Annotated in this window: 25 protein-coding genes, 1 tRNA gene and 2 pseudogenes; 14 read left to right on the top strand and 14 right to left on the bottom strand. The window is 56.5% G+C overall.

Translation table 11 applies throughout. From position 1 onward, the window contains the following. The first annotated feature begins 1 nt into the window (after position 1). The 5 genes from IM284_RS16045 to IM284_RS16025 all read left to right on the top strand — a co-directional run bounded on the left by IM284_RS16045 (position 2) and on the right by IM284_RS16025 (position 2,995). Positions 2–568 carry a YggT family protein gene (locus tag IM284_RS16045; protein WP_045260768.1) on the top strand — a complete coding sequence of 189 codons (567 nt, stop codon included), beginning with the start codon at positions 2–4 and terminating at the stop codon, positions 566–568. Next, the gene (gene yggU / locus IM284_RS16040; protein WP_014885193.1) at positions 565–861 is read left to right on the top strand and encodes a DUF167 family protein YggU; all 297 of its coding nucleotides are present in this window, start codon (positions 565–567) and stop codon (positions 859–861) included. The genes IM284_RS16045 and yggU overlap by 4 nt, the downstream gene beginning before the upstream one ends. 3 nt (positions 862–864) lie before the next feature. After that, entirely contained in the window at positions 865–1,458 is a 594-nt protein-coding gene (locus IM284_RS16035) for an XTP/dITP diphosphatase (RefSeq protein WP_010435473.1), read from the top strand. After that, positions 1,451–2,593 carry a radical SAM family heme chaperone HemW gene (hemW, locus tag IM284_RS16030; RefSeq protein ID WP_047367420.1) on the top strand — a complete coding sequence of 381 codons (1,143 nt, stop codon included), beginning with the start codon at positions 1,451–1,453 and terminating at the stop codon, positions 2,591–2,593. Before IM284_RS16035 ends, hemW begins: the two co-directional genes overlap by 8 nt. Before the next feature lie 63 nt (positions 2,594–2,656). Then, a complete protein-coding gene (locus tag IM284_RS16025; RefSeq protein ID WP_047367545.1) occupies positions 2,657–2,995 on the top strand; it encodes an endonuclease domain-containing protein in 339 nt (112 codons plus the stop codon). Positions 2,996–3,077: 82 nt separating this feature from the next. On the opposite strand, the gene IM284_RS16020 is transcribed toward IM284_RS16025, so the two are convergent. From IM284_RS16020 to trmB, 3 genes are read right to left on the bottom strand one after another with little or no spacing between them, the layout of a single operon-like run. Next, positions 3,078–3,794, bottom strand: a complete 717-nt coding sequence (locus IM284_RS16020) for a DUF2884 domain-containing protein (protein ID WP_041908321.1) — start codon at positions 3,792–3,794, stop codon at positions 3,078–3,080. Between the two features lie 57 nt (positions 3,795–3,851). After that, positions 3,852–4,178 (bottom strand): YggL family protein, encoded by a 327-nt coding sequence (locus IM284_RS16015; RefSeq protein ID WP_028014375.1) that lies wholly within the window; start codon positions 4,176–4,178, stop codon positions 3,852–3,854. After that, positions 4,178–4,897, bottom strand: coding sequence for a tRNA (guanosine(46)-N7)-methyltransferase TrmB (trmB, locus tag IM284_RS16010; protein ID WP_028014376.1), 720 nt, complete (start codon positions 4,895–4,897; stop codon positions 4,178–4,180). Before trmB ends, IM284_RS16015 begins: the two co-directional genes overlap by 1 nt. 144 nt (positions 4,898–5,041) lie before the next feature. On the opposite strand from trmB, the gene mutY reads away from it, so the two are divergent. The 4 genes from mutY (at position 5,042) to IM284_RS15990 (ending at position 9,051) form a co-directional block, all read left to right on the top strand. Then, positions 5,042–6,094: an A/G-specific adenine glycosylase gene (gene mutY, locus IM284_RS16005; RefSeq protein ID WP_169804859.1), complete on the top strand. Its 1,053-nt coding sequence runs from the start codon at positions 5,042–5,044 to the stop codon at positions 6,092–6,094. Positions 6,095–6,120: 26 nt separating this feature from the next. Beyond that, positions 6,121–6,393, top strand: coding sequence for an oxidative damage protection protein (locus IM284_RS16000; RefSeq protein ID WP_023309138.1), 273 nt, complete (start codon positions 6,121–6,123; stop codon positions 6,391–6,393). A gap of 56 nt (positions 6,394–6,449) precedes the next feature. Continuing rightward, the gene (mltC, locus tag IM284_RS15995) at positions 6,450–7,526 is read left to right on the top strand and encodes a membrane-bound lytic murein transglycosylase MltC (RefSeq protein ID WP_045260773.1); all 1,077 of its coding nucleotides are present in this window, start codon (positions 6,450–6,452) and stop codon (positions 7,524–7,526) included. 268 nt (positions 7,527–7,794) lie between these two features. Further along, entirely contained in the window at positions 7,795–9,051 is a 1,257-nt protein-coding gene (locus IM284_RS15990; RefSeq protein WP_041908317.1) for a nucleoside permease, read from the top strand. A gap of 79 nt (positions 9,052–9,130) precedes the next feature. Here the strand turns inward: IM284_RS15990 and citG are convergent, their stop codons facing one another. Genes citG through IM284_RS15950 form a run of 8 tightly spaced genes read right to left on the bottom strand, consistent with a single transcriptional unit; the run spans position 9,131 to position 16,439 of the window. After that, a complete protein-coding gene (gene citG, locus IM284_RS15985; RefSeq protein ID WP_047367418.1) occupies positions 9,131–9,934 on the bottom strand; it encodes a triphosphoribosyl-dephospho-CoA synthase CitG in 804 nt (267 codons plus the stop codon). Beyond that, positions 9,912–10,451 (bottom strand): citrate lyase holo-[acyl-carrier protein] synthase, encoded by a 540-nt coding sequence (gene citX / locus IM284_RS15980; protein ID WP_041908315.1) that lies wholly within the window; start codon positions 10,449–10,451, stop codon positions 9,912–9,914. The genes citG and citX overlap by 23 nt, the downstream gene beginning before the upstream one ends. Then, positions 10,448–11,971, bottom strand: coding sequence for a citrate lyase subunit alpha (citF, locus tag IM284_RS15975; protein ID WP_193055844.1), 1,524 nt, complete (start codon positions 11,969–11,971; stop codon positions 10,448–10,450). The genes citX and citF overlap by 4 nt, the downstream gene beginning before the upstream one ends. A gap of 10 nt (positions 11,972–11,981) precedes the next feature. Continuing rightward, on the bottom strand, positions 11,982–12,857 hold the full coding sequence (citE, locus tag IM284_RS15970) for a citrate (pro-3S)-lyase subunit beta (protein WP_032660024.1): 876 nt from the start codon (positions 12,855–12,857) through the stop codon (positions 11,982–11,984). Then, positions 12,854–13,147, bottom strand: a complete 294-nt coding sequence (citD, locus tag IM284_RS15965) for a citrate lyase acyl carrier protein (RefSeq protein WP_028014384.1) — start codon at positions 13,145–13,147, stop codon at positions 12,854–12,856. The genes citE and citD overlap by 4 nt, the downstream gene beginning before the upstream one ends. A gap of 16 nt (positions 13,148–13,163) precedes the next feature. Next, complete coding sequence (citC, locus tag IM284_RS15960; RefSeq protein WP_193055843.1) at positions 13,164–14,186, bottom strand: [citrate (pro-3S)-lyase] ligase; 1,023 nt, start codon at positions 14,184–14,186, stop codon at positions 13,164–13,166. 10 nt (positions 14,187–14,196) lie between these two features. Continuing rightward, positions 14,197–15,060 (bottom strand): fumarylacetoacetate hydrolase family protein, encoded by an 864-nt coding sequence (locus IM284_RS15955; RefSeq protein WP_045630636.1) that lies wholly within the window; start codon positions 15,058–15,060, stop codon positions 14,197–14,199. Positions 15,061–15,077: 17 nt separating this feature from the next. Then, complete coding sequence (locus IM284_RS15950) at positions 15,078–16,439, bottom strand: 2-hydroxycarboxylate transporter family protein (protein WP_047367415.1); 1,362 nt, start codon at positions 16,437–16,439, stop codon at positions 15,078–15,080. Positions 16,440–16,784: 345 nt separating this feature from the next. Between IM284_RS15950 and IM284_RS15945 the strand changes: the two genes are divergently transcribed. Both IM284_RS15945 and IM284_RS15940 read left to right on the top strand, forming a co-directional pair. Beyond that, positions 16,785–18,410 carry a sensor histidine kinase gene (locus IM284_RS15945; RefSeq protein WP_041908310.1) on the top strand — a complete coding sequence of 542 codons (1,626 nt, stop codon included), beginning with the start codon at positions 16,785–16,787 and terminating at the stop codon, positions 18,408–18,410. Then, entirely contained in the window at positions 18,400–19,092 is a 693-nt protein-coding gene (locus IM284_RS15940; RefSeq protein ID WP_047367414.1) for a response regulator, read from the top strand. The genes IM284_RS15945 and IM284_RS15940 overlap by 11 nt, the downstream gene beginning before the upstream one ends. Positions 19,093–19,136: 44 nt before the next feature. Here IM284_RS15940 and IM284_RS15935 read toward each other — a convergent pair whose 3' ends face one another. After that, a complete protein-coding gene (locus IM284_RS15935) occupies positions 19,137–21,275 on the bottom strand; it encodes an ornithine decarboxylase (protein WP_047367413.1) in 2,139 nt (712 codons plus the stop codon). A gap of 181 nt (positions 21,276–21,456) precedes the next feature. Between IM284_RS15935 and IM284_RS15930 the strand changes: the two genes are divergently transcribed. Together IM284_RS15930 and IM284_RS15925 are read left to right on the top strand one after the other, a co-directional pair. After that, positions 21,457–22,170 carry a DUF554 domain-containing protein gene (locus tag IM284_RS15930; protein WP_047367412.1) on the top strand — a complete coding sequence of 238 codons (714 nt, stop codon included), beginning with the start codon at positions 21,457–21,459 and terminating at the stop codon, positions 22,168–22,170. Between the two features lie 95 nt (positions 22,171–22,265). Continuing rightward, positions 22,266–22,341 (top strand) — tRNA-Phe (locus tag IM284_RS15925). A 43-nt stretch (positions 22,342–22,384) separates the two neighbouring features. Here the strand turns inward: IM284_RS15925 and IM284_RS15920 are convergent. Both IM284_RS15920 and IM284_RS15915 read right to left on the bottom strand, forming a co-directional pair. After that, positions 22,385–22,672: a hypothetical protein gene (locus IM284_RS15920; RefSeq protein ID WP_047367411.1), complete on the bottom strand. Its 288-nt coding sequence runs from the start codon at positions 22,670–22,672 to the stop codon at positions 22,385–22,387. Further along, positions 22,648–23,810, bottom strand: a pseudogene (locus IM284_RS15915) (IS3 family transposase). The gene IM284_RS15920 and the pseudogene IM284_RS15915 overlap by 25 nt, the downstream one beginning before the upstream one ends. 285 nt (positions 23,811–24,095) lie before the next feature. On the opposite strand from IM284_RS15915, the pseudogene IM284_RS15910 reads away from it, so the two are divergent. Beyond that, positions 24,096–24,908: pseudogene (locus IM284_RS15910) on the top strand (hypothetical protein); the annotation flags it as partial.

The raw sequence follows: 24,908 nt of genomic DNA, 5'->3' as shown, positions 1-24,908 counted from the left end.
CATGAAGACGTTGACTTTCCTGCTCTCAACGGTCATTGAGCTGTACACGATGGCGCTTTTGCTGCGCGTCTGGATGCAGTGGGCCCGCTGTGACTTTTACAATCCGTTCTCCCAGTTTGTCGTGAAAATCACGCAACCTGTTGTCGGACCGCTGCGCCGTATTATCCCGGCCATGGGCCCCATCGACAGCGCTTCGCTGCTGGTGGCGTTTATTCTGAGCGTGCTCAAAGCCATCGTGCTGTTTATGGTTATCACCTTCCAGCCGATTATCTGGATTGCCGCCGTCCTGATTCTGATCAAAACCGTCGGTTTGCTGATCTTCTGGGTACTGCTGGTGATGGCGATCATGAGCTGGGTAAGCCAGGGACGTAGCCCGGTAGAGTATGCCTTGATTCAGCTGGCCGAGCCGCTGCTGCGTCCGATCCGTAACCTGCTTCCGTCCATGGGCGGCATCGACTTCTCCCCGATGATCCTGGTGCTGCTGCTCTATGTGATCAACATGGGGATCGCCGAACTGCTCCAGTCTACGGGCGATATGCTGCTGCCGGGGCTGTGGATGGCGCTATGAGTGCAGTAAGCACCTGCGCCGACGGGCTGGTTTTACGGCTGTATATTCAGCCGAAAGCCAGCCGCGACAGTATTGTTGGGCTGCATGGCGACGAGCTAAAGGTCGCCATCACCGCCCCACCGGTCGATGGCCAGGCGAACGCGCATCTGACCAAATATCTGGCAAAACAGTTTCGCGTCGCCAAAAGCCAGGTCATCATTGAAAAAGGTGAACTTGGGCGGCATAAACAGGTAAAAATCCTTAATCCGCAATCTATCCCGACGGAAGTCGCGGCTCTGACAGAACAGGACTAAACCATGCAGAAAGTTGTTCTCGCGACCGGTAACGCCGGTAAAGTGCGCGAGCTGGCCTCGCTATTAAATGATTTTGGGCTGGACGTGGTGGCTCAGACCGAGCTGGGCGTGGAGTCCGCCGAAGAGACGGGCCTGACGTTTATCGAAAACGCCATTCTGAAAGCGCGCCATGCGGCGCAGGTAACCGGCCTGCCCGCGATTGCCGACGACTCCGGTCTGGCCGTGGATTTTCTCGGCGGTGCGCCGGGGATTTACTCCGCGCGCTATTCCGGGGTGGACGCCACCGACCAGCAGAATCTGGAAAAGCTGCTCGTGGCCCTGAAGGACGTTCCCGACGAACAGCGTACCGCGCAGTTCCACTGCGTGCTGGTCTACATGCGTCATGCGGAAGACCCGACGCCGATTGTCTGTCACGGCAGCTGGCCGGGCGTGATTACCCGTGAAGCGGCGGGCAACGGCGGCTTTGGCTACGACCCGATTTTCTTTGTCCCGACCGAGGGCAAAACCGCTGCGGAACTGACCCGCGAAGAGAAAAGCGCGATTTCCCACCGTGGACGCGCGCTGAAACTGTTACTGGAAGCACTGCGTAATGGCTAATTTGCCGCCTCTGAGTCTTTATATTCATATCCCGTGGTGCGTGCAGAAATGCCCGTACTGCGATTTCAATTCGCACGCACTGAAGGGCGAAGTGCCGCACGATGACTACGTCGCGCATCTGCTGGCCGACCTGGACGCCGATGTGCCGTACGCACAGGGACGTGAAGTTAAGACCATTTTCATTGGTGGCGGTACGCCGAGCCTGCTGTCAGGCTCGGCAATGCAGACGCTGCTGGACGGCGTGCGTGCGCGCCTGAACCTGGCGGCGGATGCGGAAATTACGATGGAAGCCAACCCCGGCACCGTTGAGGCCGACCGTTTTGTCGAGTATCAGCGCGCGGGCGTGAACCGCATCTCCATCGGCGTGCAGAGCTTTAGCGAGCCGAAGCTGAAGCGTCTGGGGCGCATTCACGGCCCGGAAGAGGCGAAGCGCGCGGCGAACCTGGCAACGGGGCTTGGGCTGCGCAGCTTTAACCTCGATTTGATGCATGGCCTGCCGGATCAGTCGCTGGAAGAGGCGCTGGACGATCTGCGCCAGGCAATTGAACTGAACCCGCCGCATTTGTCGTGGTATCAGCTCACCATCGAGCCAAACACGCTGTTCGGCTCGCGCCCGCCGGTGCTGCCGGATGACGACGCGCTGTGGGATATCTTCGAGCAGGGCCACAAGCTTTTGACCGCTGCCGGGTATCAGCAGTATGAAACGTCCGCCTACGCGAAGCCGGGCTTCCAGTGTCAGCACAACCTGAACTACTGGCGTTTTGGTGATTATCTGGGCATTGGCTGCGGCGCCCACGGCAAGGTGACCTTCCCGGATGGTCGCATCCTTCGCACCGCCAAAACGCGTCATCCGCGCGGATTTATGGAAGGACGCTACCTTGAGCGTCAGCACGACGTTGAGGCGGCGGATAAGCCGTTTGAGTTCTTTATGAACCGTTTCCGCCTGCTGGAAGCCGCGCCGCGCGCGGAGTTTTCGCTGTACACCGGCCTGGCGGAATCGGTGATTCGTCCGCAGATTGACGAAGCGCTGGCAAAGGGGTATCTCACCGAGAGTGAGGAATGCTGGCAGATCACCGAGCACGGCAAGCTGTTCTTAAACTCCCTTCTTGAGCTGTTCCTCGCCGAAGATTCCTGAAGGCTGATTCAGGATTTCGCATCCCGTTCTGCCGGCTAAGGGAAAGGCTGGCAGAGTATGGGGATGGAAAAATCAAAACAACTCCGTAAACAAATGACGCCCGAAGAGTTACGCCTCTGGTATTTACTCAGGGGACGCCGCTTCTTTGGTTATAAGTTTCGCCGCCAGATGCCGATTGGTGCATATATCGTGGATTTTGCCTGTTTTAAGGCAAAGCTGATTATCGAGCTGGACGGTGGCCAACATCAGAATAACGAAACCTATGATTCACGTCGTACTGAATTTTTTAATGCGAACGGCTGGGAAATACTACGGTTCTGGAATAACGAATTCAGGACAAACGAGGAGGAGGTGTTAATGGCTATCAGGCAACGACTGCGCTGCCTGATGCCCTCACCCTAACCCTCTCCCACAGGGAGAGGGAACAATTACACCCTCTCCCCAGGGGAGAGGGCTGGGGTGAGGGGCCCAGCGCGCAGAGAACTTACTTCAGCGTCCCCACCAGCGCCTTCCGGCTGTCTTCCAGCGACACCACGCGTTTACACACGTCTTTGCCGAACTGCTGGAAATCATCTTCCTGGTTCTTCCACTCGTTCTGAATGGAAGTCTGCAAGCCGCCCAGGCTGCCCAGCACGCCCTGCAGCGGGTTACCGCCGCCTTTCAGCACGGCTTTGGCGCCCATCTCGTTGATGCTGTCCTGCAGGATGCCGCCCATCGCCTGGTTCACCAGCTGCTGGCCGTCAGCGCGGACCTGATCGATCGCCTTATAGTGGAACGTCAGGCCATCAGAGCGCGTCTCGATAATGCGGTTCATCTGCTCTTTGAGCTGCTTGTCGAGCTTCGTAAGGCGGGAGCGCATATTACTGCTCTCCCCCACCTCTTTGGTGATGATTTTGTCCAGCGCGACGCGGCTCTTTTCGACGCGCGTCAGGGCGCCTTCATTAATCCATGGCAGCGCGGTACGCAAATCGGCCTGATAATCTTTCGCCTGCTCACGCTGTGCGGCAGTCAGGTTGTACTGTTTGCCGTTAAAGGTGACGTTTCCTTCCGGCGTAATCACCAGATTGCCGTTCTCGCCTTTGACCTGCACGGTTTGCGGGCTTAACACCACGTCATCACGCGGGGTGACGCTACATTGATAATCCGCATGGGCTGTGAATCCGGTTGCCATCAAAGCAACAGCCAGCAACGTTTTGCGCATCTTAAACACTCCCTCAGACAAAATGGGCCAGCTAATGCTGGCCCGCTTACTGCTTTATTAGTCCCACCAAACGTCGAAAAGTTCGCTCACGCGGACATCTTCCAGCTTGTGCTCTTCAAGCCATTTGCGAACCAGGGCCTGATGTTCTTCGGTGCATTTGCCAACTTCCTGGGTGCAGATCAGACCTTCCCATGCCAGGTAGCCGCTACCGTCGAAGGCCAGCTTGTTAGGCTCGATCACCTCGTTGATGAACGCATCAACGTCCTGGTCGATCTGCTCAACGCTGGTGCCTTCCGGGAAACGCCAGGCAACGGAGAAGCCCACTTCCTGGAATTCTTCGATGTGCATCTTTTTACGCAGACGACGGCTACGATTCTTTGCCATTATTTCACCCTCTCGAACATTAAGTCCCATACGCCGTGACCAAGACGATGGCCACGCTGTTCAAATTTTGTCACCGGACGCGATTCCGGACGCGGTACGTAGTCGTTGCTCTCGGACTGATTTTTGTACCCGTCCAGCGACGACATCACTTCCAGCATGTGTTCCGCATAAGGTTCCCAGTCGGTCGCCATGTGGAAAACGCCGCCCAGCTTGAGCTTGCTTTTCACCAGCTCGGCAAACGGTGCCTGAACGATACGGCGTTTATTATGACGCGCTTTGTGCCATGGGTCAGGGAAAAAGAGCTGAACCATGTTCAAAGAATTGTCAGGAATCATTTTGTGCAGCACTTCCACCGCGTCGTGACACATCACGCGCAGGTTCTCAACGCCCTCTTCGTGGGCCGTTGCCAGGCACGCGCCGACGCCCGGCGAGTGTACTTCAATGCCGAGGAAGTTCTGCTCCGGGCGCGCTTTCGCCATGGTGACCAGCGAGGTGCCCATACCAAACCCGATCTCCAGCGTGACGGGCGCGTCGCGGCCAAACAGCTCGGTAAAGTCGAGCGGCTGCTCGCTGAACTCAACGCCCATCACCGGCCAGTAGTTGTCCAGCGCGTGTTGCTGCCCTTTGGTCAGGCGGCCCTGACGGCGGACAAAGCTGCGAATACGGCGCAGCGGGCGACCGTTTTCATCAAATTCCGGTGAAATGACGTCGTTTTTCATAAAAGAGTTGTCTGCTTGTGAGAATGTTCGGGAAACGGGCATTATCCAAAGTTAAGGCTTCTATGCAAGCATGGGAAAGATCCGGTTTACAGCAGATGGACGCTGTGCTGCAATCTGCGTCCCTGATTATGCGAATCGATGACCATGCAAGCCTCTCAATTTTCAGCCCAGGTGCTGGACTGGTACGACAAATACGGGCGTAAAACCCTGCCCTGGCAAATTGAAAAAACGCCCTACAAAGTATGGCTCTCCGAGGTGATGTTGCAACAAACGCAGGTCGCCACCGTGATCCCTTACTTTGAGCGTTTTATGGCACGCTTCCCGACGGTCACCGACCTGGCAAACGCGCCGTTGGACGAAGTGCTGCACCTGTGGACCGGGCTGGGCTATTACGCCCGCGCGCGCAACCTGCACAAGGCCGCGCAGCAGGTCGCCACCCGCCACAACGGTAAATTCCCGGAAACCTTCGACGAGGTGGCCGATTTACCCGGTGTCGGACGTTCAACCGCAGGCGCGATCCTCTCCCTTTCATTAGGCAAGCATTTCCCGATCCTCGACGGCAACGTGAAGCGCGTGCTCGCACGCTGCTACGCCGTTGACGGCTGGCCGGGTAAGAAAGACGTTGAAAAACGCCTGTGGGAGATCGCTGAAGCGGTGACCCCGGCGAAGGGCGTAGAGCGTTTTAACCAGGCGATGATGGATCTCGGCGCGATGGTCTGCACGCGCTCAAAACCAAAGTGCGAGCTCTGCCCGGTGAACAACCTCTGCGTGGCGTATGCCAACCAGTCATGGGCGCAGTATCCGGGTAAGAAACCTAAACAGACGCTGCCGGAGCGCACCGGCTATATGCTGCTGATGCAGCACGGTGACGAGGTCTTCCTCGCCCAGCGTCCGCCGAGCGGTCTGTGGGGTGGTCTATACTGCTTCCCACAGTTTGAAGATGAAGACTTGCTGCGTGAATGGCTTAAACAGCGCGGCATTGCGGCAGATACCCTGACGCAGCTGACCGCGTTTCGCCACACCTTCAGCCATTTCCATCTGGATATAGTACCGATGTGGCTTCCCGTGTCCTCATTCACCTCCTGCATGGATGAAGGCACCGCTCTCTGGTATAACTTAGCGCAACCGCCATCAGTCGGGCTGGCGGCTCCCGTGGAGCGCCTGTTACAGCAATTACGTGCCGGTGCAATGGTTTAGCATCGGCAACACAAAGAGGAATACGTATGGCCAGAACCATTTTTTGTACTTTCCTGCAGCGCGACGCTGAAGGCCAGGATTTCCAGCTCTACCCGGGCGACCTGGGCAAGCGCATCTATAACGAGATCTCCAAAGAAGCCTGGGGACAGTGGCAGAAAAAACAGACCATGCTGATCAACGAGAAAAAGCTCAGCATGATGAACCCGGAGCACCGCAAGCTGCTGGAGCAGGAGATGGTGAGCTTCCTGTTCGAGGGCAAAGACGTCCACATCGAAGGCTATACGCCGCCGGAAAAATAACAGCGTGCGGGTGAAACCCCGCCGTTAAAGCAAACACAACACGCACTCCCGGAATGATGAAAAAACTTTTAGCGCTAGCCCTTGTTGCGCCGTTGCTGGTCTCGTGCTCGTCCAAAAAAGGCGATGATTACAACGAAGCCTGGGTCAAGGACACCAACGGTTTTGACATTTTGATGGGGCAGTTTGCCCATAACATCGAGAACATATGGGGATTTAACGAAGTTCTTATTGCCGGACCGAAGGACTACGTTAAGTACACCGACGCCTATCTGACCCGTAGCCACATCAACTTTGATGAGGGTACGATCACCATTGAGACCATCGCAGGCACCGACCCTGCGGCACGGCTGCGTCAGGCGATCGTCAAAACCCTGCTGATGGGTGACGATCCGGGATCTATCGATCTCTACTCCGATGCGGACGACATCACCATTTCGAAAGAGCCGTTCCTGTACGGTCAGGTTGTCGACCAGACCGGACAGCCGATCCGCTGGGAAGGTCGCGCCACGAAATTTGCCGACTACCTGTTGCAGACGCGCCTGAAGAGCCGCTCTAACGGCCTGAAGATTATCTACAGCGTTACCATTAACCTTGTCCCGAACCACCTCGACAAGCGTGCGCATAAGTATCTGGGCATGGTGCGTCAGGCATCGCGTAAGTATGGCGTGGACGAGTCGCTGATCCTGGCGATTATGCAGACCGAATCCTCATTCAACCCGTACGCGGTGAGCCGTTCCGACGCGCTGGGGCTGATGCAGGTTGTCCAGCACAGCGCCGGTAAAGACGTCTTCCGCTCGCAGGGGAAATCCGGCACGCCGAGCCGCAGCTATCTGTTCGATCCGCAAAGCAATATTGATACCGGCACGGCCTATCTGGCGATGCTGAACAATGTCTATCTCGGCGGAATTGATAATCCGACGTCGCGTCGCTATGCGGTGATCACCGCCTATAACGGCGGCGCGGGCAGCGTGCTGCGCGTCTTCTCGAATGACAAAGTGCAGGCTGCGAACATCATCAACAGCATGGCGCCGGGGGATGTTTACTCCACCCTCACCACCCGCCACCCGTCTGCGGAATCCCGCCGGTACCTGTATAAGGTGAATACGGCGCAGAAAAACTATCGTCGTCGATAATCAACACACCTTCTCCTGTAAGGAGAAGGTGTTCTGCTTCCCCTCTCCCCGTGGGAGAGGGTCAGGGTGAGGGCATCAGGCCGCACCTATCCTCCACCCATACGAAAATGTTATTTGCATCACAATCCAAACTGCAAATTAATGTGGATTGCATTTTTTTGCGGGAGGTAACAAAACATATCGTTGCCAACTGATAGAATTGCATCAAATAACAACCCTGAATGTTCCTATAACAACATATCTCCCGCTCACTTGTGAGGAAAGTAACATGAACCTTAAGCTGCAGCTTAAAATCTTGTCGTTTCTGCAGTTCTGCCTGTGGGGTAGCTGGCTGACTACACTCGGCTCCTATATGTTTGTGACGCTCAAGTTTGATGGTGCGTCAATCGGTGCCGTCTACAGCTCGCTGGGTATTGCGGCTGTTTTCATGCCAACGCTGCTCGGTATCGTGGCGGATAAATGGTTAAGTGCGAAATGGCTGTATATGCTTTGCCATCTGGTGGGTGCGGGGACGCTGTTTATGGCGGCCGAAGTGACCACGCCGGGGGCGATGTTTATGGTGATCCTGCTTAACTCGCTGGCGTATATGCCAACGCTTGGGCTGATCAACTCCATCTCCTACTACCGCCTGAAATCTGCCGGCCTGGATATCGTCACCGACTTCCCGCCAATCCGTATCTGGGGCACCATCGGCTTTATCATGGCGATGTGGGGCGTGAGCTTCGCGGGCTTCGAGCTGAGCCACATGCAGCTGTATATTGGTGCTGCGCTCTCCGTACTGCTGGCGCTGTTCACCCTGACGCTGCCAACCATTCCGGTATCTAACCAGCAGAAAAACCAGAGCTGGAGCACCATGCTTGGCCTGGATGCCTTCGCGCTGTTCAAAAACAAGCGCATGGCGATCTTCTTTATCTTCTCCATGCTGCTGGGCGCGGAGCTGCAAATCACCAACATGTTCGGCAACACCTTCCTGCACAGCTTCGATAACGATCCGCTGTTTGCCGGGAGCTTTATCGTTGAGCACGCGTCGGTGATGATGTCCATCTCGCAGATCTCCGAGACGCTGTTCATCCTGACCATCCCGTTCTTCCTGAGCCGCTACGGCATCAAAAACGTCATGCTGATCAGTATCGCCGCGTGGATGCTGCGCTTCGGCCTGTTCGCCTACGGCGACCCGAGCGCGTTCGGCACCGTGCTGCTGGTGCTGTCGATGATTGTTTACGGCTGCGCCTTCGACTTCTTCAACATTTCCGGTTCGGTGTTTGTGGAAAAAGAGGTGAAGCCTGAAATCCGCGCCAGCGCGCAGGGCATGTTCCTGATGATGACTAACGGCTTCGGCTGTATTCTGGGCGGCGTGGTGAGCGGTAAAGTGGTTGAGATGTACACCACCAACGGTATCACCGACTGGCAGCCCGTGTGGCTGATCTTCGCGGCGTATTCGCTGGTGCTGTTCTTCGCGTTCCTCGCGCTGTTCAAGTACAAGCACGTTCGCACAGCGCACGGTACACAGCCGATTGCGCATTAATTGTTGTGCCCGGTGGCGCTTCGCTTACCGGGCCTACAAAACCAGACCGTAGGCCGGGTAAGGCGTAGCCGCCACCCGGCTATTTTATTGCAGAGAGCACCCACCCCACCGACAGCAAATCCGCGCTGCCGCCCGGACTCAGGTTTCGTTCAATCAGTGCCTTATCCATCTTAAGCAACGCCTCGCGATCCCAGCCGTTAGCCAGCAGTTTCCGCGCATAGCCCTGAACGTAGCGCAGCCCCTGAATGCCGCCGCGCGACACGAGATTACTGTCCTGATTGACCGCCATCAGGCGCAACAGCAGGCCGTGAAGCGACTGTCCGTTCCACTGCCCCAGCGCCTTACGCACCGTCGCAAAGCCGCTCTCCGCCTCGCCTCGCGCCCCGGTTAAGCCGTACTGCTGAAACTGCCGCTCGCCCGCCGTCGCCTGCCCGCTGCGCGCTGCCAGCTCCCGCGACACCAGCCCGCTGCAGATGTTACTCACCTCACAACAGAGGCTGTCCGCAGAGATATTTTTCACACGCCCGGCAGCGAAGCACAGCAGGCCGAGAGCAAAAATCCCGCCCTTATGCGTGTTCACGCCGTTCGTCGCGGCATACATCGCCTGCTCGCAGGCCATCCCCATCGGGCGGATAATCCGCAGCTGTGCGTCAGCGGGTTTATCCGCATGCGCGCTGCCCAGCTCGGCAAAGCGCGAAAACCACGGCGTAATTGCCGCGATGCTACGGACAAACAGCGCGTGGTCCATATCGCGATGGGAACCGTTGTTGAGCTTGTCCACCAGCCCCGGCTTGGGCGTCAGCTCCAGCTCCTGCCACAGCGCCGCTTCGGCAAGCGCGGGCACGTCAACCGAGCGCGGTTTAGTCGCGAGCAAACCAGTCATCGATCGTCTTCTCCACGCGGGAAACTACCTGCTCAACGGGATGGCGCCGCGAACGGGAGCAGGCATGCGCGGGCTCGTCGCAGATCAGGCAGCGCCTGAGGTTTGCCCCCAGCGACTGGCGCCCGACGTGGCCGTGCTGAGGGCAGATCACGTCCAGATCCCACAGCCTGCCGAGCGGGTGCGTCTGCTCCAGTTCCGCGCAGTGCGCTTTGATTTCAGCCGCCGCATGGGCGACGCACCACAAGGCTTCCGGTCCGGTGGGCAGCCACAGCACCTGGCGGTCCAGCACCTGCCAGCGGTTCTCCCACAGCAGCTGGTCGCACATCTGGAGCGCCACGCCCATGGTGTTGCGATAGCGCAGGCTGTCCTTGATTTCCCCTGGCGTGACCAGCGTGAGGGAGATCACCGGCTGTTTATAGTGCTCAAGCATGTCAGCCTGACGGGCTGCGCGACGCTCTTTCGCCGCCAGCAGTTCCTCCAGGCTGACACCCGCCCGCACGGGTGTCGCTAAAATCATACTGACTCCTTCACCTGTCGTACGGTGTCGATCACGCTGCCGTCGCGGTAGCGGATCACACCGACGATTTTGTCTGTAAATTCAATCGGTTTCGGTACGCCGGTCAGGGAAATCGCCCGCTCATAGAGCGCGCTAATGTCCACTACCTTCAGCCCGGCCTCCAGCAGCCGCTCGTGGATCTCCGGGCGCGCCGGGTTGACTGCGATGCCGTGGTCGGTGACCAGCACGTCGATGCTCTCCCCCGGCGTGAGGCGCGTGGTGACGCGCTTGACCACCGTCGGAATGCGGCTGCGCAGCAGCGGCGCGACGACGATGGTCAGGTTGGCTGCCGCCGCCACGTCGCAGTGCCCGCCGGACGCGCCGCGCATCACGCCGTCGGAGCCGGTGATGACGTTGACGTTGAAATCAACGTCAATTTCCAGGGCGCTGAGGATCACCACGTCGAGCTGATCGCAGCTTGCCGCCTTGCTGCCGGGGTTGGCGTAGACGTTGGTGGAGATCTCTACGTGGTTCGGGTTGCGCGCCAGCGAAGCCGCCGCCTGGCCGTCAAAGCACTGGGTGTCGAGCAGCTTTTCGATAAGCCCCTTCTCGTGCAGATCCACCAGGCTGCCGGTGATGCCGCCGAGCGCAAAGCGCGCCTTCACGCCGCTGCGCTCCATCTTCTCTTCCATAAAGCGGGTGCAGGCGGTGGCCGCCGCGCCGGAGCCGGTCTGCATCGAGAAGCCCGGTTTGAAATAGCCGGAATGCTCGATCACGTCCGCCGCATAGCGGGCGATCATCAGCTCGCGCGGGTTGCTGGTGACGCGCGCCGCGCCGACGCTGATTTTCGCCGGGTCGCCCACGCTCTCGACCTGTACGATGTAGTCCACCTGGTCCTGTACCAGGCTGGCGGGCATATTCGGGAACGGCACCAGCTCTTCGGTCAGCAGCACCACCTTGCGGGCAAAGTGCGCGTCCACCATCGCGTAGCCGAGCGAGCCGCAGCACGATTTACCGTGCGTGCCGTTAGCGTTGCCAAACGCATCGCTGCACGGCACGCCGAGAAACGCCACGTCGATATTCAGCTCGCCGTCCTGGAGCAGCTTCACGCGCCCACCGTGGGAGTGAATCTGTACCGGCTCGTCCATCAGCCCGTGGGAGATGGCGTCCGCCAGCCTGCCGCGCATGCCCGAGGTGTAAATCCGGGTGATGACGCCGCTTTCAATATGCTCGATCAGCGCGTCGTTGCAGGTCATCAGCGAACTGGAGGCCAGGGTCAAATTTTTAAATCCCATCCGCGCCAGCAGCGCCACAACGGTGTTGATCACCCGGTCACCTTCGCGAAAGGCATGGTGGAAGGAGATGGTCATCCCGTCCTGCAGGCCGCTGCGCGCTACGGCTTCTTCAAGGGAGGCACATAGCTTGCGGTTGTGCTTCGCGTCGCTGTCCGCCAGCCAGGGCGTCGCGCTGTGGGCAGTATCAAAGGGTTTCAGGTCCCGCAGATGGGGGAGGTTTACGTGGAGAAGTTCTGTTTGATTCATTTTGTCATCCTTACCGACGCACGCCGGAGGCCGCCGCGCGCTCCAGCACCACCTGCGCGTGGTTAATAATTGGTGCATCCACCATTTTGCCGTTGAGCGACACCACGCCCAGGCCGTTACGCTCGCCCTCTTCTGCCGCCTCAATCACCCTTTTGGCGTGATCCACCTCTTCCTGCGTCGGTGCATAAGCGTTATGCAGCAGGTCAATCTGGCGCGGGTTAATCAGCGATTTGCCGTTAAAGCCCATCTTGCGGATCAGATCGACCTCGCGAAGGAACCCGGCCTCGTCGTTAACGTCTGACCACACCACATCGAAGGCGTCGATGCCCGCGGCGCGAGCGGCGTGCAGCACGGCGCAGCGGGCATAGAACAGCTCGGTGCCGTCGCCGCGCTCGGTCTGCATGTCCATCACGTAGTCAAAGGCGGCCAGCGCGATGCCGATGAGGCGCGGGGAGCTGCGGGCAATCGCCACGGCATTGATGACGCCAATGGCCGACTCAATCGCCGCCATCACGCGGGTGGAGCCGACCTCGCGGCCGCACTCGCGTTCAATGCGCTCAAGATGGCCCTCCAGCTCGTAGATATCATCCGGCGTGTCGGTTTTTGGCAGGCGGATCACGTCCACACCCGCGCGCACGGCGGCTTCCAGATCCAGCAGGCCAAACGGCGTGCTGAGCGGGTTAATGCGCACCACGGTTTCGATATCCTGATACATAGGGTGCTGTAGCGCGTGGAAAACCAGCATGCGCGCGGTGTCCTTCTCACGCAGGGCGACGGCGTCCTCAAGGTCAAACATGATGGAGTCGGGGCGGTAGATAAACGCGGTGGAAAGCATGGCGGCGTTAGCGCCCGGCAGGAACAGCATACTGCGGCGGAGTTTGCTCATTTCAGCGCCTCCCAGTTGATGGCCTGTTCATCGGCGGCACGCATCAGCGCGCTTTGCAGGCGGGCGCGAATAACACAGTCCAGCGCCCCTTTGTCTTCAATAATGATGAGCCCCTGGCGCACGTTCATGGCGCGCAGCGTGTCGTTGACCACCTGACGAATTTGCTCGCCAAACTGCTTAATCACTTCACTGTGGATGACAATCTCCAGCTCGCCGTGAGCGGGGGCGATTTTCACCATCAGGTCGCTGGACTCCTGCGTTCCGGCCAGCGCCTCCCTTACAATATTCATGATAAATTCCTGATAGTTATGCGACTTCCGCACTCGCACGATAGTGTGTTTCGAGATGCGCGAAGGTGGAGTCCGGGACGATCTCCCGGATCCGGGAAAACTGCTGTGTCTTGAGTAAACGGCGCACTTCGGACGCCGAAATGGCGTTGCCGGTGGCCTTGATGCGCGGCATCTCCACCACCTCGATATGCGAGGCCAGCAGGTCATGCAGCGTCTGGTTGTACTGGCGGGTGATGTCGCAAAAAGGCTCCGAGCCGATGAAGCGGTGCGTGATGCCGAGCGCCGGGGCGATGAAGTCCCGGAAGATCAGCACGTCGATCTCGCTCCACGCCTGCTGCACTTTGCCGGTCTCCTTCAGGAAGTAGGCCGGAAAGGTGGCGCGAGAGATGATGTACTGCGAGCCCTCATGCACCACCACGTTCGGCAGGTGCGCCACGCCCGCGCGCACCATCTCGAGACGCGCGCTGAACGGGAAGAACGACGCGTCTTCACGCACCACGAACAGATGCAGGGCGTCACACTGCCCTGCCGCCTGCTCCACCAGATGGCGGTGGCCGAGGGTGAACGGATTGGCGTTCATCACTATCGCGCCAGTTTTCTCCCCGTCCTTTCGCATCCGGCTTAAGGTACGGCAGTAGCGCGCGATCCCCTGCGGGGTGTTCTCCATCAGCACCGCATTGTTCCCGCTCTGGGCAATTGGCCAGAAGCCGCTGCGGGCAAAGCGCTCCCGGTTGCACGGACGGGTGCAGAGGAAGAGGTGAAAATGGCCGCGCTCCAGCGCCGCATTTTCCACCTCTGCCAACAGCCGCGCGCTGAGGTTTTCCCCACGAAGCTGCTCGTTGACCGCCACGCATTTGATGACGTTGCCTGCAAGTCCTGCGCAACCCACCAGCTGCGCGCCGGACCAGGCTTCGACAAACAGCGTGATGTCGTTGTCCAGGCCAAGGCCGCTGTCTGCCAGCAGGTAGCGGATCTGGCTTAAGCGTTCCGGGTGTTTCGCCACCAGCGTCTGGCGAAAATCGATGGGTTGACTGTTCATGCCGCCTTTCTCAGTGTGCCGCCGCAAGCCCGACGGCTGGCGCTTCAACAATCACGTTGCTTAGATGACCGATATGCTCGATCTCCACCTCAATGCGATCCCCCTCTTTCATAAACAGCGGCGGGTTACGCTTTTTACCCACACCGCCCGGGGAGCCGGTGATGATCACGTCGCCCGGGCTTAAGCGGGTAAAGGTGCTGATGTACTCGATGAGCTCCGCGACCTTGTGGATCATGCTGCTGGTGTTGTCCTCCTGCACCATGCGGCCGTTAAGCCAGGTGCGGATCGCCAGGCTGTGCGGGTCCGGGATCTCATCCGCCGTCGCCATCCAGGGGCCAAACGCCCCGGTCTGACGCCAGTTTTTACCGGCGGTGAACCAGGTGTGCTGCCAGTCGCGGGCGGAGCCGTCCATGTAGCAGCTGTAGCCCGCCACGTGGCGCAGGGCGTCATCGCGGCTGATGTTCTCCCCACCCTTACCGATGATCACCGCCAGCTCGCCTTCGTAGTCGAATTCGCTGGAGTGGCGCGGCTTCAGCACCGGCTCGTTGTGGCCGGTCTGTGAATCCGGGAAGCGGACAAACAGCGTCGGAGCCGGGTTGTGCTGGTCAAACTCCTTGCGCTTGTCGGCGTAGTTCATGCCCACGCAGAGGATTTTTTCCGGCTGCACGATCACCGGTAAGAAGGTGATGGCGCTCAGCGGTACATCCACCGCGTCGTTCAGGTAACGGGTGGCCAACGCCAGCCCGTTGCCCTGCAGCAGCGCTTTAAGGTCGCCGTAGCGGTCGCCGAGACGGCGGCCTAAATCAATCACGCCCTCGGCCTGAACGATGCCGTAGCTGCGTTTTCCCTGGTATAAAAAGCTTGCGAGTTTCATTGTTTTTTCCTGAATACTTAGACGAGGAAGTTGCCCAGAATCAGCAGTGAGACAGAGACGTTAATCGCCCCGCCGATACGGGTAGCAATCTGGGCGAACGGCATCAGGCTCATGCGGTTGCCTGCGGTCAGTATCGCCACGTCGCCGGTACCGCCCTGTCCGCTCTGACAGCAGGAGACGATGGCGACATCAATCGGGTGCATACCAATCTTTTTACCGACGAAGAACCCGGTCGCCACCAGCGCGGAGACGGTGCTGATAATCACCAGCAGGTTGCTGACGGTGAACGCCGCGACCAGCTCGTGCCACGGGGTAATGGCCACGCCAACGGCGAACAGGATTGGGTAGGTCACGGAGGTCTGGAAGAATTTGTACACCACCTGCGAGCCCTCCAGCAGGCGCGGAGAAGCGCCGTTGCAGAGCTTCACCAGCACCGCCATAAACAGCATGCCAACGGGCGCAGGCAGGCCAATCAGCTTGTGGCCGAGCATGCCCAGCATGTACAGCAGCACCGCCAGCAGCGCGCCGGAGGCGATAGTCGTCACGTCCGCTTTACCGGAAAACGCAGGCTGAGGGACGGTGGCATCGGCATTGGCGCGGTTAGGCATCAGCTGGCCTTCACCGGTCAGGTGCGGGTAGCGTTTACCGAGCTGGTTCAGGCAGCCGGAGATGATGATTGCCGTCAGGCCGCCGAGCATGACCATCGGCAGCACGCGGCCGAGCGCTACGCCCTGGTCCATATGCAGCAAGGTGGCATAGCCAATGGAAAGCGGAATCGCCCCTTCCCCGACGCCGCCCGCCATGATCGGCAGAATGATAAAGAAGAAGATCTGGAACGGCTCCAGGCCCAGCGCCAGCCCCACGCCCATGCCAACAATCATGCCGACGATTTCACCGCACAGCATCGGGAAGAAGATGCGCAGGAAGCCCTGAATCAGCACCGTGCGGTTCATGCTCATGATGCTGCCGACGATAATGCAGCAGATGTAGAGGTAGAGAATGTTGGTGGATTTGTAGAACTTAGTGGTGGACTCGACCACCACGTCCGGCAGCAGACCGTAATAGACCAGCGCGGAAGGGATAAAGGTGGCGCAAATCGCCGCCGCACCAAGCTTGCCGACAATCGGCAGGCGTTTGCCGAACTCACCGCAGGCAAAGCCGAAGAAGGCCAGCGTCGCCACCATCACCACGATATCGCTCGGCAGCTTTCCGCCCAGGCAATCAATCGCGATCAGCGCGCCCGCCAGAACGAACAGCGGCAGAGGAATAATCCCGATTTTCCAGGTATCCATAATATGCCACCACCGCTCCTTGAGGGATGGCCGCTGAATTTCAATCGGGTCGTGGGTAACAGAGAAAGAATCATCAGTTGTGCTCATAATAAGCCCCTTAGTTATTTTGTGCGTTCAGCTTAGAGTCACAAAGGCCTACTTTATGTGAGGAATGGCATATTAAAAGCGAAGTTTTAATGGCAGCTATGGTTTTTATGGTTTCTTTTATTTAATGTGATTTATGCCTTATTTATTATCGTGGTTTTTATGGTTTCTTTTCTGAATTGAACGACCAAATAACATTTAACTTAGCAGCATGAAGATCTTAAGCCTTCTGGATAAATCATTTACAGCCCTTGCTGTGCAAGGGATCACAAGTTTCCCGCAAAGCGGACATCCGCATGAAAAAAGATGATATATTGACGATCTTTGCCGCTACTTTGCGTGATAGTTATGAAAGTCTCTTTCCAGATTAAGCTGTTTATTTCGCTGGTTGCCTTTTTCTCAGTGCTTTTTGTGCTACTGGGCGGATATTATTATGCCGATGTCGGAAAACAGCTTTATCAGGAAATGAGTGCGCGCGCTAAAATACAGGCGGAAGAGATTGCGCTTATTCCGTCATTGCGTACTGAAGTTGAACAAAAAGATATCAACGCCATTCATGATTTCATGCAGAAAATGGCCGCGCACAGCGACGCCAGCTTTATTGTCATTGGCGATAATACGGGACGGCATCTTTTTCACTCCGTCTTTGCCGACAGGGTGGGCACGACGCTGGTCGGCGGCGACAATGAAGCCGTGTTGCAGGGGAAAAGCACGACAACCATACGTAAAGGCGGGTTGGGCATTTCACTGCGCAGTAAAGCGCCCATTTTCAACGACGCCGGGCAGGTGGTCGGCATTGTTTCAGTTGGCTATCTCACCAGCTACCTGGACACCATTACCGTCAGTAAAGTGGTCAATATCCTGATTGCCGCCGTGCTGCTGCTGATCGCCCTCTTTGTCTTCTCCTGGTTTTTTACCCGTAGTATTAAGAAGCAGATCTTCTCCCTGGAGCCACGAGAGATCGGCCTGCTGGTGCGCCAGCAAAAGGCGATGATGGAGTCCATCTACGAAGGCGTGATCGCCATTGATAACGAACGGCGCATAGAGGTGATCAACCAGGCGGCGCGCAAGCTGCTGGGCCTGAGCCAGCCGGCCCGGGAACTGCGCGGGCAGCTGATAAGCCAGGTGATCGATCCGGTCCCGTTCTTCGACACGCAGACGATGCTGGCGAAAGACACCCATGACGAGATTTGCCGCTTTAACGATCTCACGGTGATTGCCAGCCGGGTACACATCATGCTTGAGGGGTCGCTGCAGGGCTGGGTGATCACCTTCCGCGATCGCAACGAGATCGACTCTCTCAGCAGCCAGCTCAGCCAGGTAAAACGCTACGTCGATAACCTGCGCATTATGCGTCATGAGCAGCTGAACCGGATGACCACCCTCTCCGGCCTGCTGCATATGGGCCGCTATGAAGAGGCCATTCGCTACATTCAGGCGCAGTCGGAGCATGCTCAGGAGCTGCTGGACTTTATCTCCTCCCGCTTTAGTTCCCCGACACTTTGCGGGCTGCTGCTGGGAAAAGCCGCCCGCGCGCGTGAGAAAGGCGTCGAGCTGAGTTTCGACCCGGCCTGTCGGCTGGACAAACCGTTCCTGCCGCTGGGAGAGCAAGAGCTGATTTCGATTATTGGCAACCTGCTGGATAACGCCATCGAAGCGACGCAGCGATCGCCGCTCCCGCATGCGCCAGTGGAAGTGCTGATAAAGCTCAGCGAGCAGGAGCTGATTATTGAAGTAGCCGACCAGGGCGTTGGCATTACCCCGGCGATCCGTGACCGGATATTTGAACGCGGCATCACCACCAAAACGCGGGGCGATCACGGGATTGGCCTGTATCTGATCGAAAGCTACGTCACGCAGGCTGGCGGCACAATAGAAGTTGCCGATAACATGCCGCACGGGACCATTTTCTCACTGTTTATCCCGGCCTCGGGAACCGTCCGGCAACTGGAAGATACCGACTATGCAACATGAACTTATCGACGTACTGATTGTTGAAGACGAGAACGAACTGGCACAGCTGCACGCGGAGCTTATCGGTAAACATCCGCGCCTGAGGCTGGTGGGGATTGCCGCGTCATTGGCCGACGCGCAGCGACAGCTGGAGAGCAAACAGCCGAAGCTGATGCTGCTGGATAACTACCTGCCGGACGGCAAAGGCATCACCCTTATCAGCAACCCGATGCTGGCCCGCGCCAACTGCTCGGTGATTTTCATCACCGCCGCCAGCGATATGGACACCTGTAGCCAGGCCATCCGAAACGGCGCGTTTGACTATATCCTTAAGCCGGTCTCCTGGAAGCGGCTCAGCCAGTCGCTGGAGCGTTTTGTGCAGTTTGCCGAACAGCAGCGGGTCTGGAAGATTGTCGACCAGCAGAACGTGGATTCACTCTATCAGTTACAGGCGAAAAACTATCGTCTGGACAACGGCAGCAAGGGAATAGAGGAGAACACGCTGGCGCGGGTGCAAACGCTGTTTAACAGCAAGGCGGCGCACTGCTTTACGGTGGATGAGGTGGTGAGCGAGACGGGGCTGAGTAAAACCACCACCCGACGCTATCTGGAACACTGCGTGGAGGTGGGTTTTCTGACGGTGGAGATGCTGTACGGGAAGATTGGGCATCCGAGGAGGATGTACCGCCGCGCAGAAGCCTGAGGAAGTATTATAGGCCCGGTAAGCTTACGCCACCGGGCCTACGTTCAGACATTCAATACGTACCCATACAGCCGCTTAATCCCGTCCGCATCCTTCTCGCTGTAAACACCCTGCAACTCCGGCGAGAAGCCCGGCAGCATATTAATGCCCTCTTCCAGCGCCAGGAAATAACGCTGTACCGCCCCGCCCCAGACTTCTCCCGGCACCACGCACAGCACGCCTGGTGGGTACGGCAGCGCACCTTCGGCGGCAATGCGCCCTTCAGCGTCACGAATACGCACCAGCTCCACGTTCCCGCGAATGTACTCCTGGTTGGCATCCTGCGGATTCATCACTACGGCGGGCAAGCTCTCCTGGCGGAACATCGCCTTCTGTAGATCCTTCACGTTAAAGCTGACGTAGAGATCGTGCATCTCCTGGCACAGTTGACGGATCGTGTAGTCGCGGTAACGCACCGGGTATTTTTGGTAGATGGTCGGCAGCACGTCGGCGAGCGGCGTGTCGTCTTCAATATGCTGCTCAAACTGCCCCAGCATCGCCACCAGCTGCGCCAGCTTCTCGCTGCTTTCGGCAGGCGTCAGCAGGAACAGGATCGAGTTGAGGTCGCACTTCTCCGGCACGATGCCGTTTTCGCGCAGGTAGTGGGCGAGAATGGTCGCCGGAATGCCGAAATCGGTATAGTGACCTGTTTCTGCATCAATGCCCGGCGTGGTCAGCAGCAGCTTGCACGGGTCGACGAAATACTGCTCGCTCGCATAACCCTCAAATCCGTGCCATTTGGCCCCCGGCTCGAAGCTAAAGAAGCGACGCTCGCTCGCGATGACCTGCGTGGGGTGATCCTGCCATGGCCGCCCCGCCACCACCGGCGGGATAAATGGTTTGATCATATGGCAGTTGGCGATGATGGCCTTGCGCGCCTCAATGCCCAGCTCGACGCACTCCGCCCACAGCCTGCGCCCGCTCTCGCCCTCGTGAATTTTGGCGTTCACGTCCAGCGCCGCAAACAGCGGATAAAACGGGCTGGTGGAGGCGTGCAGCATAAACGCGTTGTTCAGCCGCTTGTGCGGACAGAAGCGCGCCTGACCGCGGATGTGGTTATCCTTTTTATGGATCTGCGACGTTTGCGAGAACCCGGCCTGCTGCTTGTGCACCGACTGGGTCACGAAAATACCCGGATCGTTCTCGTTAAGCTCCAGCAAGAGCGGAGACGTTTCCGCCATCATCGGAATAAACTGCTCGTAGCCCACCCACGCGGAGTCAAAAAGGATGTAGTCACACAGATGGCCGATCTTGTCGATCACCTGGCGGGCGTTGTAGATCGTCCCGTCGTAGGTGCCAAGCTGAATGATCGCCAGGCGGAACGGGCGGACCTCGTCGGCCTTTTCCGGCGCCGCCTCGCGGATCAGATCCCGCAGATACGCGTCATCAAAGCAGTGCTCGTCAATCCCGCCGATAAAGCCAAACGGATTGCGCGCCGCCTCAAGATACACCGGCGTGGCGCCCGCCTGGATCAGTGCGCCGTGGTGATTAGATTTATGGTTGTTGCGGTCGAACAGCACCAGGTCGCCGCGGGTCAGCAGCGCGTTGGTCACCACCTTGTTGGCCGCCGACGTGCCGTTCAGCACAAAGTAGGTTTTGTCCGCGTTGAATACTTTCGCCGCGAACTTTTGCGCGTGCTTGGCGGAGCCTTCATGGATCAGCAGATCGCCCAGCTTAACGTCGGCGTTGCACATGTCGGCGCGGAACACGTTCTCACCGAAGAAATCATAGAACTGTCGCCCTGCCGGGTGTTTTTTGAAAAAAGCCCCGTGCTGGTGGCCCGGACAGGCGAAGGTACTGTTGCCCATCTCTACATACTGGCTCAGGGTATCGAAAAAAGGCGGCAGCAATTCCTCTTCGTAACGGCAGGCGGCGCTCTCAAGTTCCAGAAACTCCTGAGCTTTACCCGAGATAATCGCCGTGACACCATCAGGCACCTCTCCAGGCTCTTGCGAGAACATAAACACCGGTAGCTGAAAGCCCGTACGCTTCAGCAACGCGAGAATGCCGCTGTAGCTTTCAACAACGGTAATGACGACTGCCGCCACATCGGTGAAATCGGTGTTATCCAGCGTCACCTTTTCACGGTGCGTAGAAACTTTGGATACCAGCTCATGGCTGACGGCAATTTTCATGGTTTTCATAAGCGCAAATACCCTCACCGAGCGGTGAGACAGGGAGGAGAAAATTCGCGCAATCATGTCACTTTTTATTTTCACGCGCAAGAAGGAATCAGTATGCACGAAACCACCCAAAGCTAAGGCTCGCGCAGCCCTGACGTGCCATAATAATGCAATATCAATGAGTAAATAACAGGAGTTAACTGTGGTTATCGGGCCATTTATTAACGCCGGAGCCGTATTGCTGGGCGGCGTACTGGGCGCAGTGTTGAGTCAGCGGCTGCCGGAGCGTATCCGTTCATCCATGCCCTCTATATTCGGCCTGGCATCCTTAGGCATCGGCATCCTTCTAGTGATCAAATGCGCCAACCTGCCCGTCATGGTGCTGGCTACACTGCTCGGCGCACTGATTGGCGAGTTTTGCTATCTGGAAAAAGGCATCAATAGCGCGGTGGGCAAAGCCAAAAACCTGATTGCCCGACCGGGCAAAGCGAAACACGGCACGCACGAGTCGTTTATTCAGAACTACGTCGCCATCATTATTCTGTTTTGCGCAAGCGGCACCGGGATTTTCGGCTCGATGCAGGAAGGGATGACGGGCGACCCAAGCATATTGATTGCAAAAGCGTTTCTCGATTTCTTCACCGCCACCATTTTCGCCACCACGCTCGGCGTTGCCGTTGCGGCGATTTGCGTGCCGATGCTGCTAATCCAGCTGGCGCTTGCCACCTGCGCCTCCTTGATTCTCCCGCTGACCACGCCAGCGATGATGGCTGACTTCACCGCCGTCGGCGGCCTGCTGCTGCTGGCGACGGGCCTACGTATTTGCGGGATCAAAATGTTTGCCGTGGTGAATATGCTGCCCGCATTACTGCTCGCCATGCCGCTCTCTGCGCTCTGGACGCACTTTTTCGCTTAAGATTGCGGCGAAATGGCGAGAGATTGCGCAGTCTGTAACGAAAACAACATTTTTCGTTGACGGCAACGGGCAGATCGGGTTTAATGCGCCCCGTTGCCCGGATAGCTCAGTCGGTAGAGCAGGGGATTGAAAATCCCCGTGTCCTTGGTTCGATTCCGAGTCCGGGCACCACTATTCAGAAAACCCGCCCTTGAGGCGGGTTTTTGCTTTTGGGCTAATCTAACAGCTCAATACTTCCTTCTTTTGTTCTTAGCCAACGCGGTGCTTTTAACGTTTCGGCGTAATATCCCACCAGTTCATACAGTAAATCACTGATGACTCTTTCTGTTTCCACCGTCAGAGACCCACTCACTATCAACTGTGTCAGTACCTGGCAGTAGCGCCCCACCTGCTCCACTTCCACTTTAAAAGCAGGTACATACAGTGGTAATTCATCCACCGTTAGGCTCTCTTTCAAACACTCCGGCATAGGTTCCGTCAATGTCGGTTGTAATAAGGCCATGAATCGCCACGGATAATATAGACACTTCTGAGCCGTTGATAATATAGGTTTTCATATTCAGCCGGTGGCATCTGCTCGCTCGAACCATGCCGACGCTTACTGTTATAAAACATTTCGATATAATCAAAAATAACGCTTCTGGCTTCGTCTCTCGTTCCGTAGATCCTTTTCTTAATCCGCTCGCGTTTCAGTAGCTGGAAAAAGCTTTCCGCAACCGCGTTGTCGTGGCAGTTACCGCGACGACTCATGCTGCCTTCCAGATCGTGTGATTTCAGGAACGACTGCCACTCATGGCTCGTGTACTGACTGCCCTGATCAGAGTGAACCAGTACCTGCTTTTGAGGATTACGCCTCCACACCGCCATAAGTAATGCGTTCAGGACAATCTCTTTTATCATGCGGGGTTGCATTGACCTGCCGATAACTTTTCGCGAGAACAGGTCAACCACCACGGCCAGATACAGCCAGCCGTCGTGGGTTCGGATGTAGGTTATGTCCGTCACCCAACGCTCATCCGGTGAGTCCGGATTGAACTGCCGCTGGAGCCTGTTGGGTGTCACGATGCTGGCTTCGCCTTTACGTGCCCGTGGGCTATGGTACCCAACCTGAGCTTTTATTCCGGCACGCTTCATCAGCCGCCAGACCCGGTTCACTCCGCACTGCTACTGCTGTCCGGTATCACGCAGATCGAGATGGATCTTGCGATAACCATAGACGCAGCCAGACTCAAGCCAGGACTGTTTGATCTGCCCGGTCAGCAACTGGTCTGTCTGGTGACTCTGTGAATGTGGCTGCTGAAGCCAGAAATAAAATCCACTCGGATGGACATCCAGAACCCGACAGAGCAAACGAACAGGCCAGCAACGGCTGTTGTCGCGGATAAAGGCGTACCTCAGTCGGACAGCTTTGCGAAGTACGCCGCGGCTTTTTTTAATATGTCCCGTTAGTCCGTAACCCGATTCAACTCTTTCTGAAGACGGCGGATTTCGGCCTGAGCATCTGACTGTTCATTATGGGTGGAAGAATCCGGACCGTACTTCTTTATCCAGGCGTAAAGACTGTGAGTGGTGATATCGAGACGTGTTGTAACACTGGAAACAGAATGACCACAATCAACAACCTGTTTGACTGCTTCAATTTAAAACTCTTCAGGATAACGCTTACCGCTCATGGGCACCTCTCTTTAAGTCATCTTAAATGACTCTGAGCTGTCTGTTAAACCCGTGGCGATTCATGTTCTCTATGTATCAGCCTGTTCATTAAACCAAGTCTCTCTCCTCTTCCACGACACACAAAACATAACTATGCTTGCGGTAAAAAACACAGATATTGATTTGATAAGGCTGGTCAAGCCCATTTTTCTGGTATAAAGAATAGAGTCAAAACCTACAGGCATGACCCTGCCTTTATTGGAGGTATGATAATGAAGGATAATATTGTTCAAGATATTGCTTATAAGCTTTTTTTGTCAAACTCAGATGAATTGGAGTATGAACTCACTGAACAGGAGCTTTCATTTCTAAACGTAGAGAAATCTGAAGGCTACTGTCTAATGGGCGGTAAATTAATCTTTTCATCTTATGAAGACAGAGATCATTATGTTGCCCATCATTATTTCTCAGAAATAGACAGTGATTGCTTCGATGCGGAGAAAATCATACTACAGACTGCTTTTTGCATATGGGGTAAGACTTTTCGCGGCGATCGTTCAACCGCTGGTATATTTCTCAGTTTATATGAAAATAAAATCAATATTTTGCAGATGCTGCTCTCATCTGAACGTAACCAATATGAAGTTACGTCTCTGTCTGATCAATTTATAAAACACTCTAAAAAACTAGATGTAAATACTTTGTTTAAATTTTTCTCCGCCATTCACAATAAATACAACCAATATTCTGGAATATTTACCTTGTTAGAAGAACGACTGGCAAAGAATCCACAAAAATGTCACAAGATTATTAATATATTTCATTCAGACATAAAAAAAGAAACTCTTCACCTCTATAACATCGCCTTATTTTCACTAAGAAAAGAAAACTATACATCAGCTATTGATATTTTGATCGATGACATAGAAAAAAATGACGTTATCTTGTCACCACAAGCATTGTGGATAATCGGCAGATTTGTAGAAATAAATAATATAGAATATCGTAACAATGAAATAAAATTAATCATCAAAGAAAAAATCACCTCTCCGTTTACAGAGATTTCCAATGCTGCTATACAAGCA

Origin of the sequence: Enterobacter cloacae complex sp. P12RS (assembly GCF_014895875.1) — a bacterium.
Classification (GTDB): Bacteria; Pseudomonadota; Gammaproteobacteria; order Enterobacterales; family Enterobacteriaceae; genus Enterobacter; species Enterobacter bugandensis.
Note: the sequence above shows the minus strand (reverse complement) of the source record. Positions and strands in the feature narration are given on the sequence as shown.

Excerpts from the sequence above, each read along its gene's own strand:
- yggU (WP_014885193.1), top strand. The coding sequence starts at position 565 with ATGAGTGCAGTAAGCACCTGCGCCGACGGGCTGGTTTTACGGCTGTAT.
- trmB (WP_028014376.1), bottom strand. The coding sequence starts at position 4,897 with ATGAAAAACGACGTCATTTCACCGGAATTTGATGAAAACGGTCGCCCG.
- IM284_RS15950 (WP_047367415.1), bottom strand. The coding sequence starts at position 16,439 with ATGAGCACAACTGATGATTCTTTCTCTGTTACCCACGACCCGATTGAA.
- IM284_RS15990 (WP_041908317.1), top strand. The coding sequence starts at position 7,795 with ATGAACCTTAAGCTGCAGCTTAAAATCTTGTCGTTTCTGCAGTTCTGC.
- IM284_RS16045 (WP_045260768.1), top strand. The coding sequence starts at position 2 with ATGAAGACGTTGACTTTCCTGCTCTCAACGGTCATTGAGCTGTACACG.
- IM284_RS15920 (WP_047367411.1), bottom strand. The coding sequence starts at position 22,672 with ATGGCCTTATTACAACCGACATTGACGGAACCTATGCCGGAGTGTTTG.
- mltC (WP_045260773.1), top strand. The coding sequence starts at position 6,450 with ATGAAAAAACTTTTAGCGCTAGCCCTTGTTGCGCCGTTGCTGGTCTCG.
- citG (WP_047367418.1), bottom strand. The coding sequence starts at position 9,934 with ATGACTGGTTTGCTCGCGACTAAACCGCGCTCGGTTGACGTGCCCGCG.
- citX (WP_041908315.1), bottom strand. The coding sequence starts at position 10,451 with ATGATTTTAGCGACACCCGTGCGGGCGGGTGTCAGCCTGGAGGAACTG.
- IM284_RS16035 (WP_010435473.1), top strand. The coding sequence starts at position 865 with ATGCAGAAAGTTGTTCTCGCGACCGGTAACGCCGGTAAAGTGCGCGAG.
- mutY (WP_169804859.1), top strand. The coding sequence starts at position 5,042 with ATGCAAGCCTCTCAATTTTCAGCCCAGGTGCTGGACTGGTACGACAAA.
- IM284_RS16020 (WP_041908321.1), bottom strand. The coding sequence starts at position 3,794 with ATGCGCAAAACGTTGCTGGCTGTTGCTTTGATGGCAACCGGATTCACA.
- IM284_RS16000 (WP_023309138.1), top strand. The coding sequence starts at position 6,121 with ATGGCCAGAACCATTTTTTGTACTTTCCTGCAGCGCGACGCTGAAGGC.
- IM284_RS15940 (WP_047367414.1), top strand. The coding sequence starts at position 18,400 with ATGCAACATGAACTTATCGACGTACTGATTGTTGAAGACGAGAACGAA.
- IM284_RS16015 (WP_028014375.1), bottom strand. The coding sequence starts at position 4,178 with ATGGCAAAGAATCGTAGCCGTCGTCTGCGTAAAAAGATGCACATCGAA.
- hemW (WP_047367420.1), top strand. The coding sequence starts at position 1,451 with ATGGCTAATTTGCCGCCTCTGAGTCTTTATATTCATATCCCGTGGTGC.
- IM284_RS15955 (WP_045630636.1), bottom strand. The coding sequence starts at position 15,060 with ATGAAACTCGCAAGCTTTTTATACCAGGGAAAACGCAGCTACGGCATC.
- citD (WP_028014384.1), bottom strand. The coding sequence starts at position 13,147 with ATGAATATTGTAAGGGAGGCGCTGGCCGGAACGCAGGAGTCCAGCGAC.
- citC (WP_193055843.1), bottom strand. The coding sequence starts at position 14,186 with ATGAACAGTCAACCCATCGATTTTCGCCAGACGCTGGTGGCGAAACAC.
- IM284_RS15945 (WP_041908310.1), top strand. The coding sequence starts at position 16,785 with ATGAAAGTCTCTTTCCAGATTAAGCTGTTTATTTCGCTGGTTGCCTTT.
- IM284_RS15935 (WP_047367413.1), bottom strand. The coding sequence starts at position 21,275 with ATGAAAACCATGAAAATTGCCGTCAGCCATGAGCTGGTATCCAAAGTT.
- citF (WP_193055844.1), bottom strand. The coding sequence starts at position 11,971 with ATGAATCAAACAGAACTTCTCCACGTAAACCTCCCCCATCTGCGGGAC.
- citE (WP_032660024.1), bottom strand. The coding sequence starts at position 12,857 with ATGAGCAAACTCCGCCGCAGTATGCTGTTCCTGCCGGGCGCTAACGCC.
- IM284_RS16025 (WP_047367545.1), top strand. The coding sequence starts at position 2,657 with ATGGAAAAATCAAAACAACTCCGTAAACAAATGACGCCCGAAGAGTTA.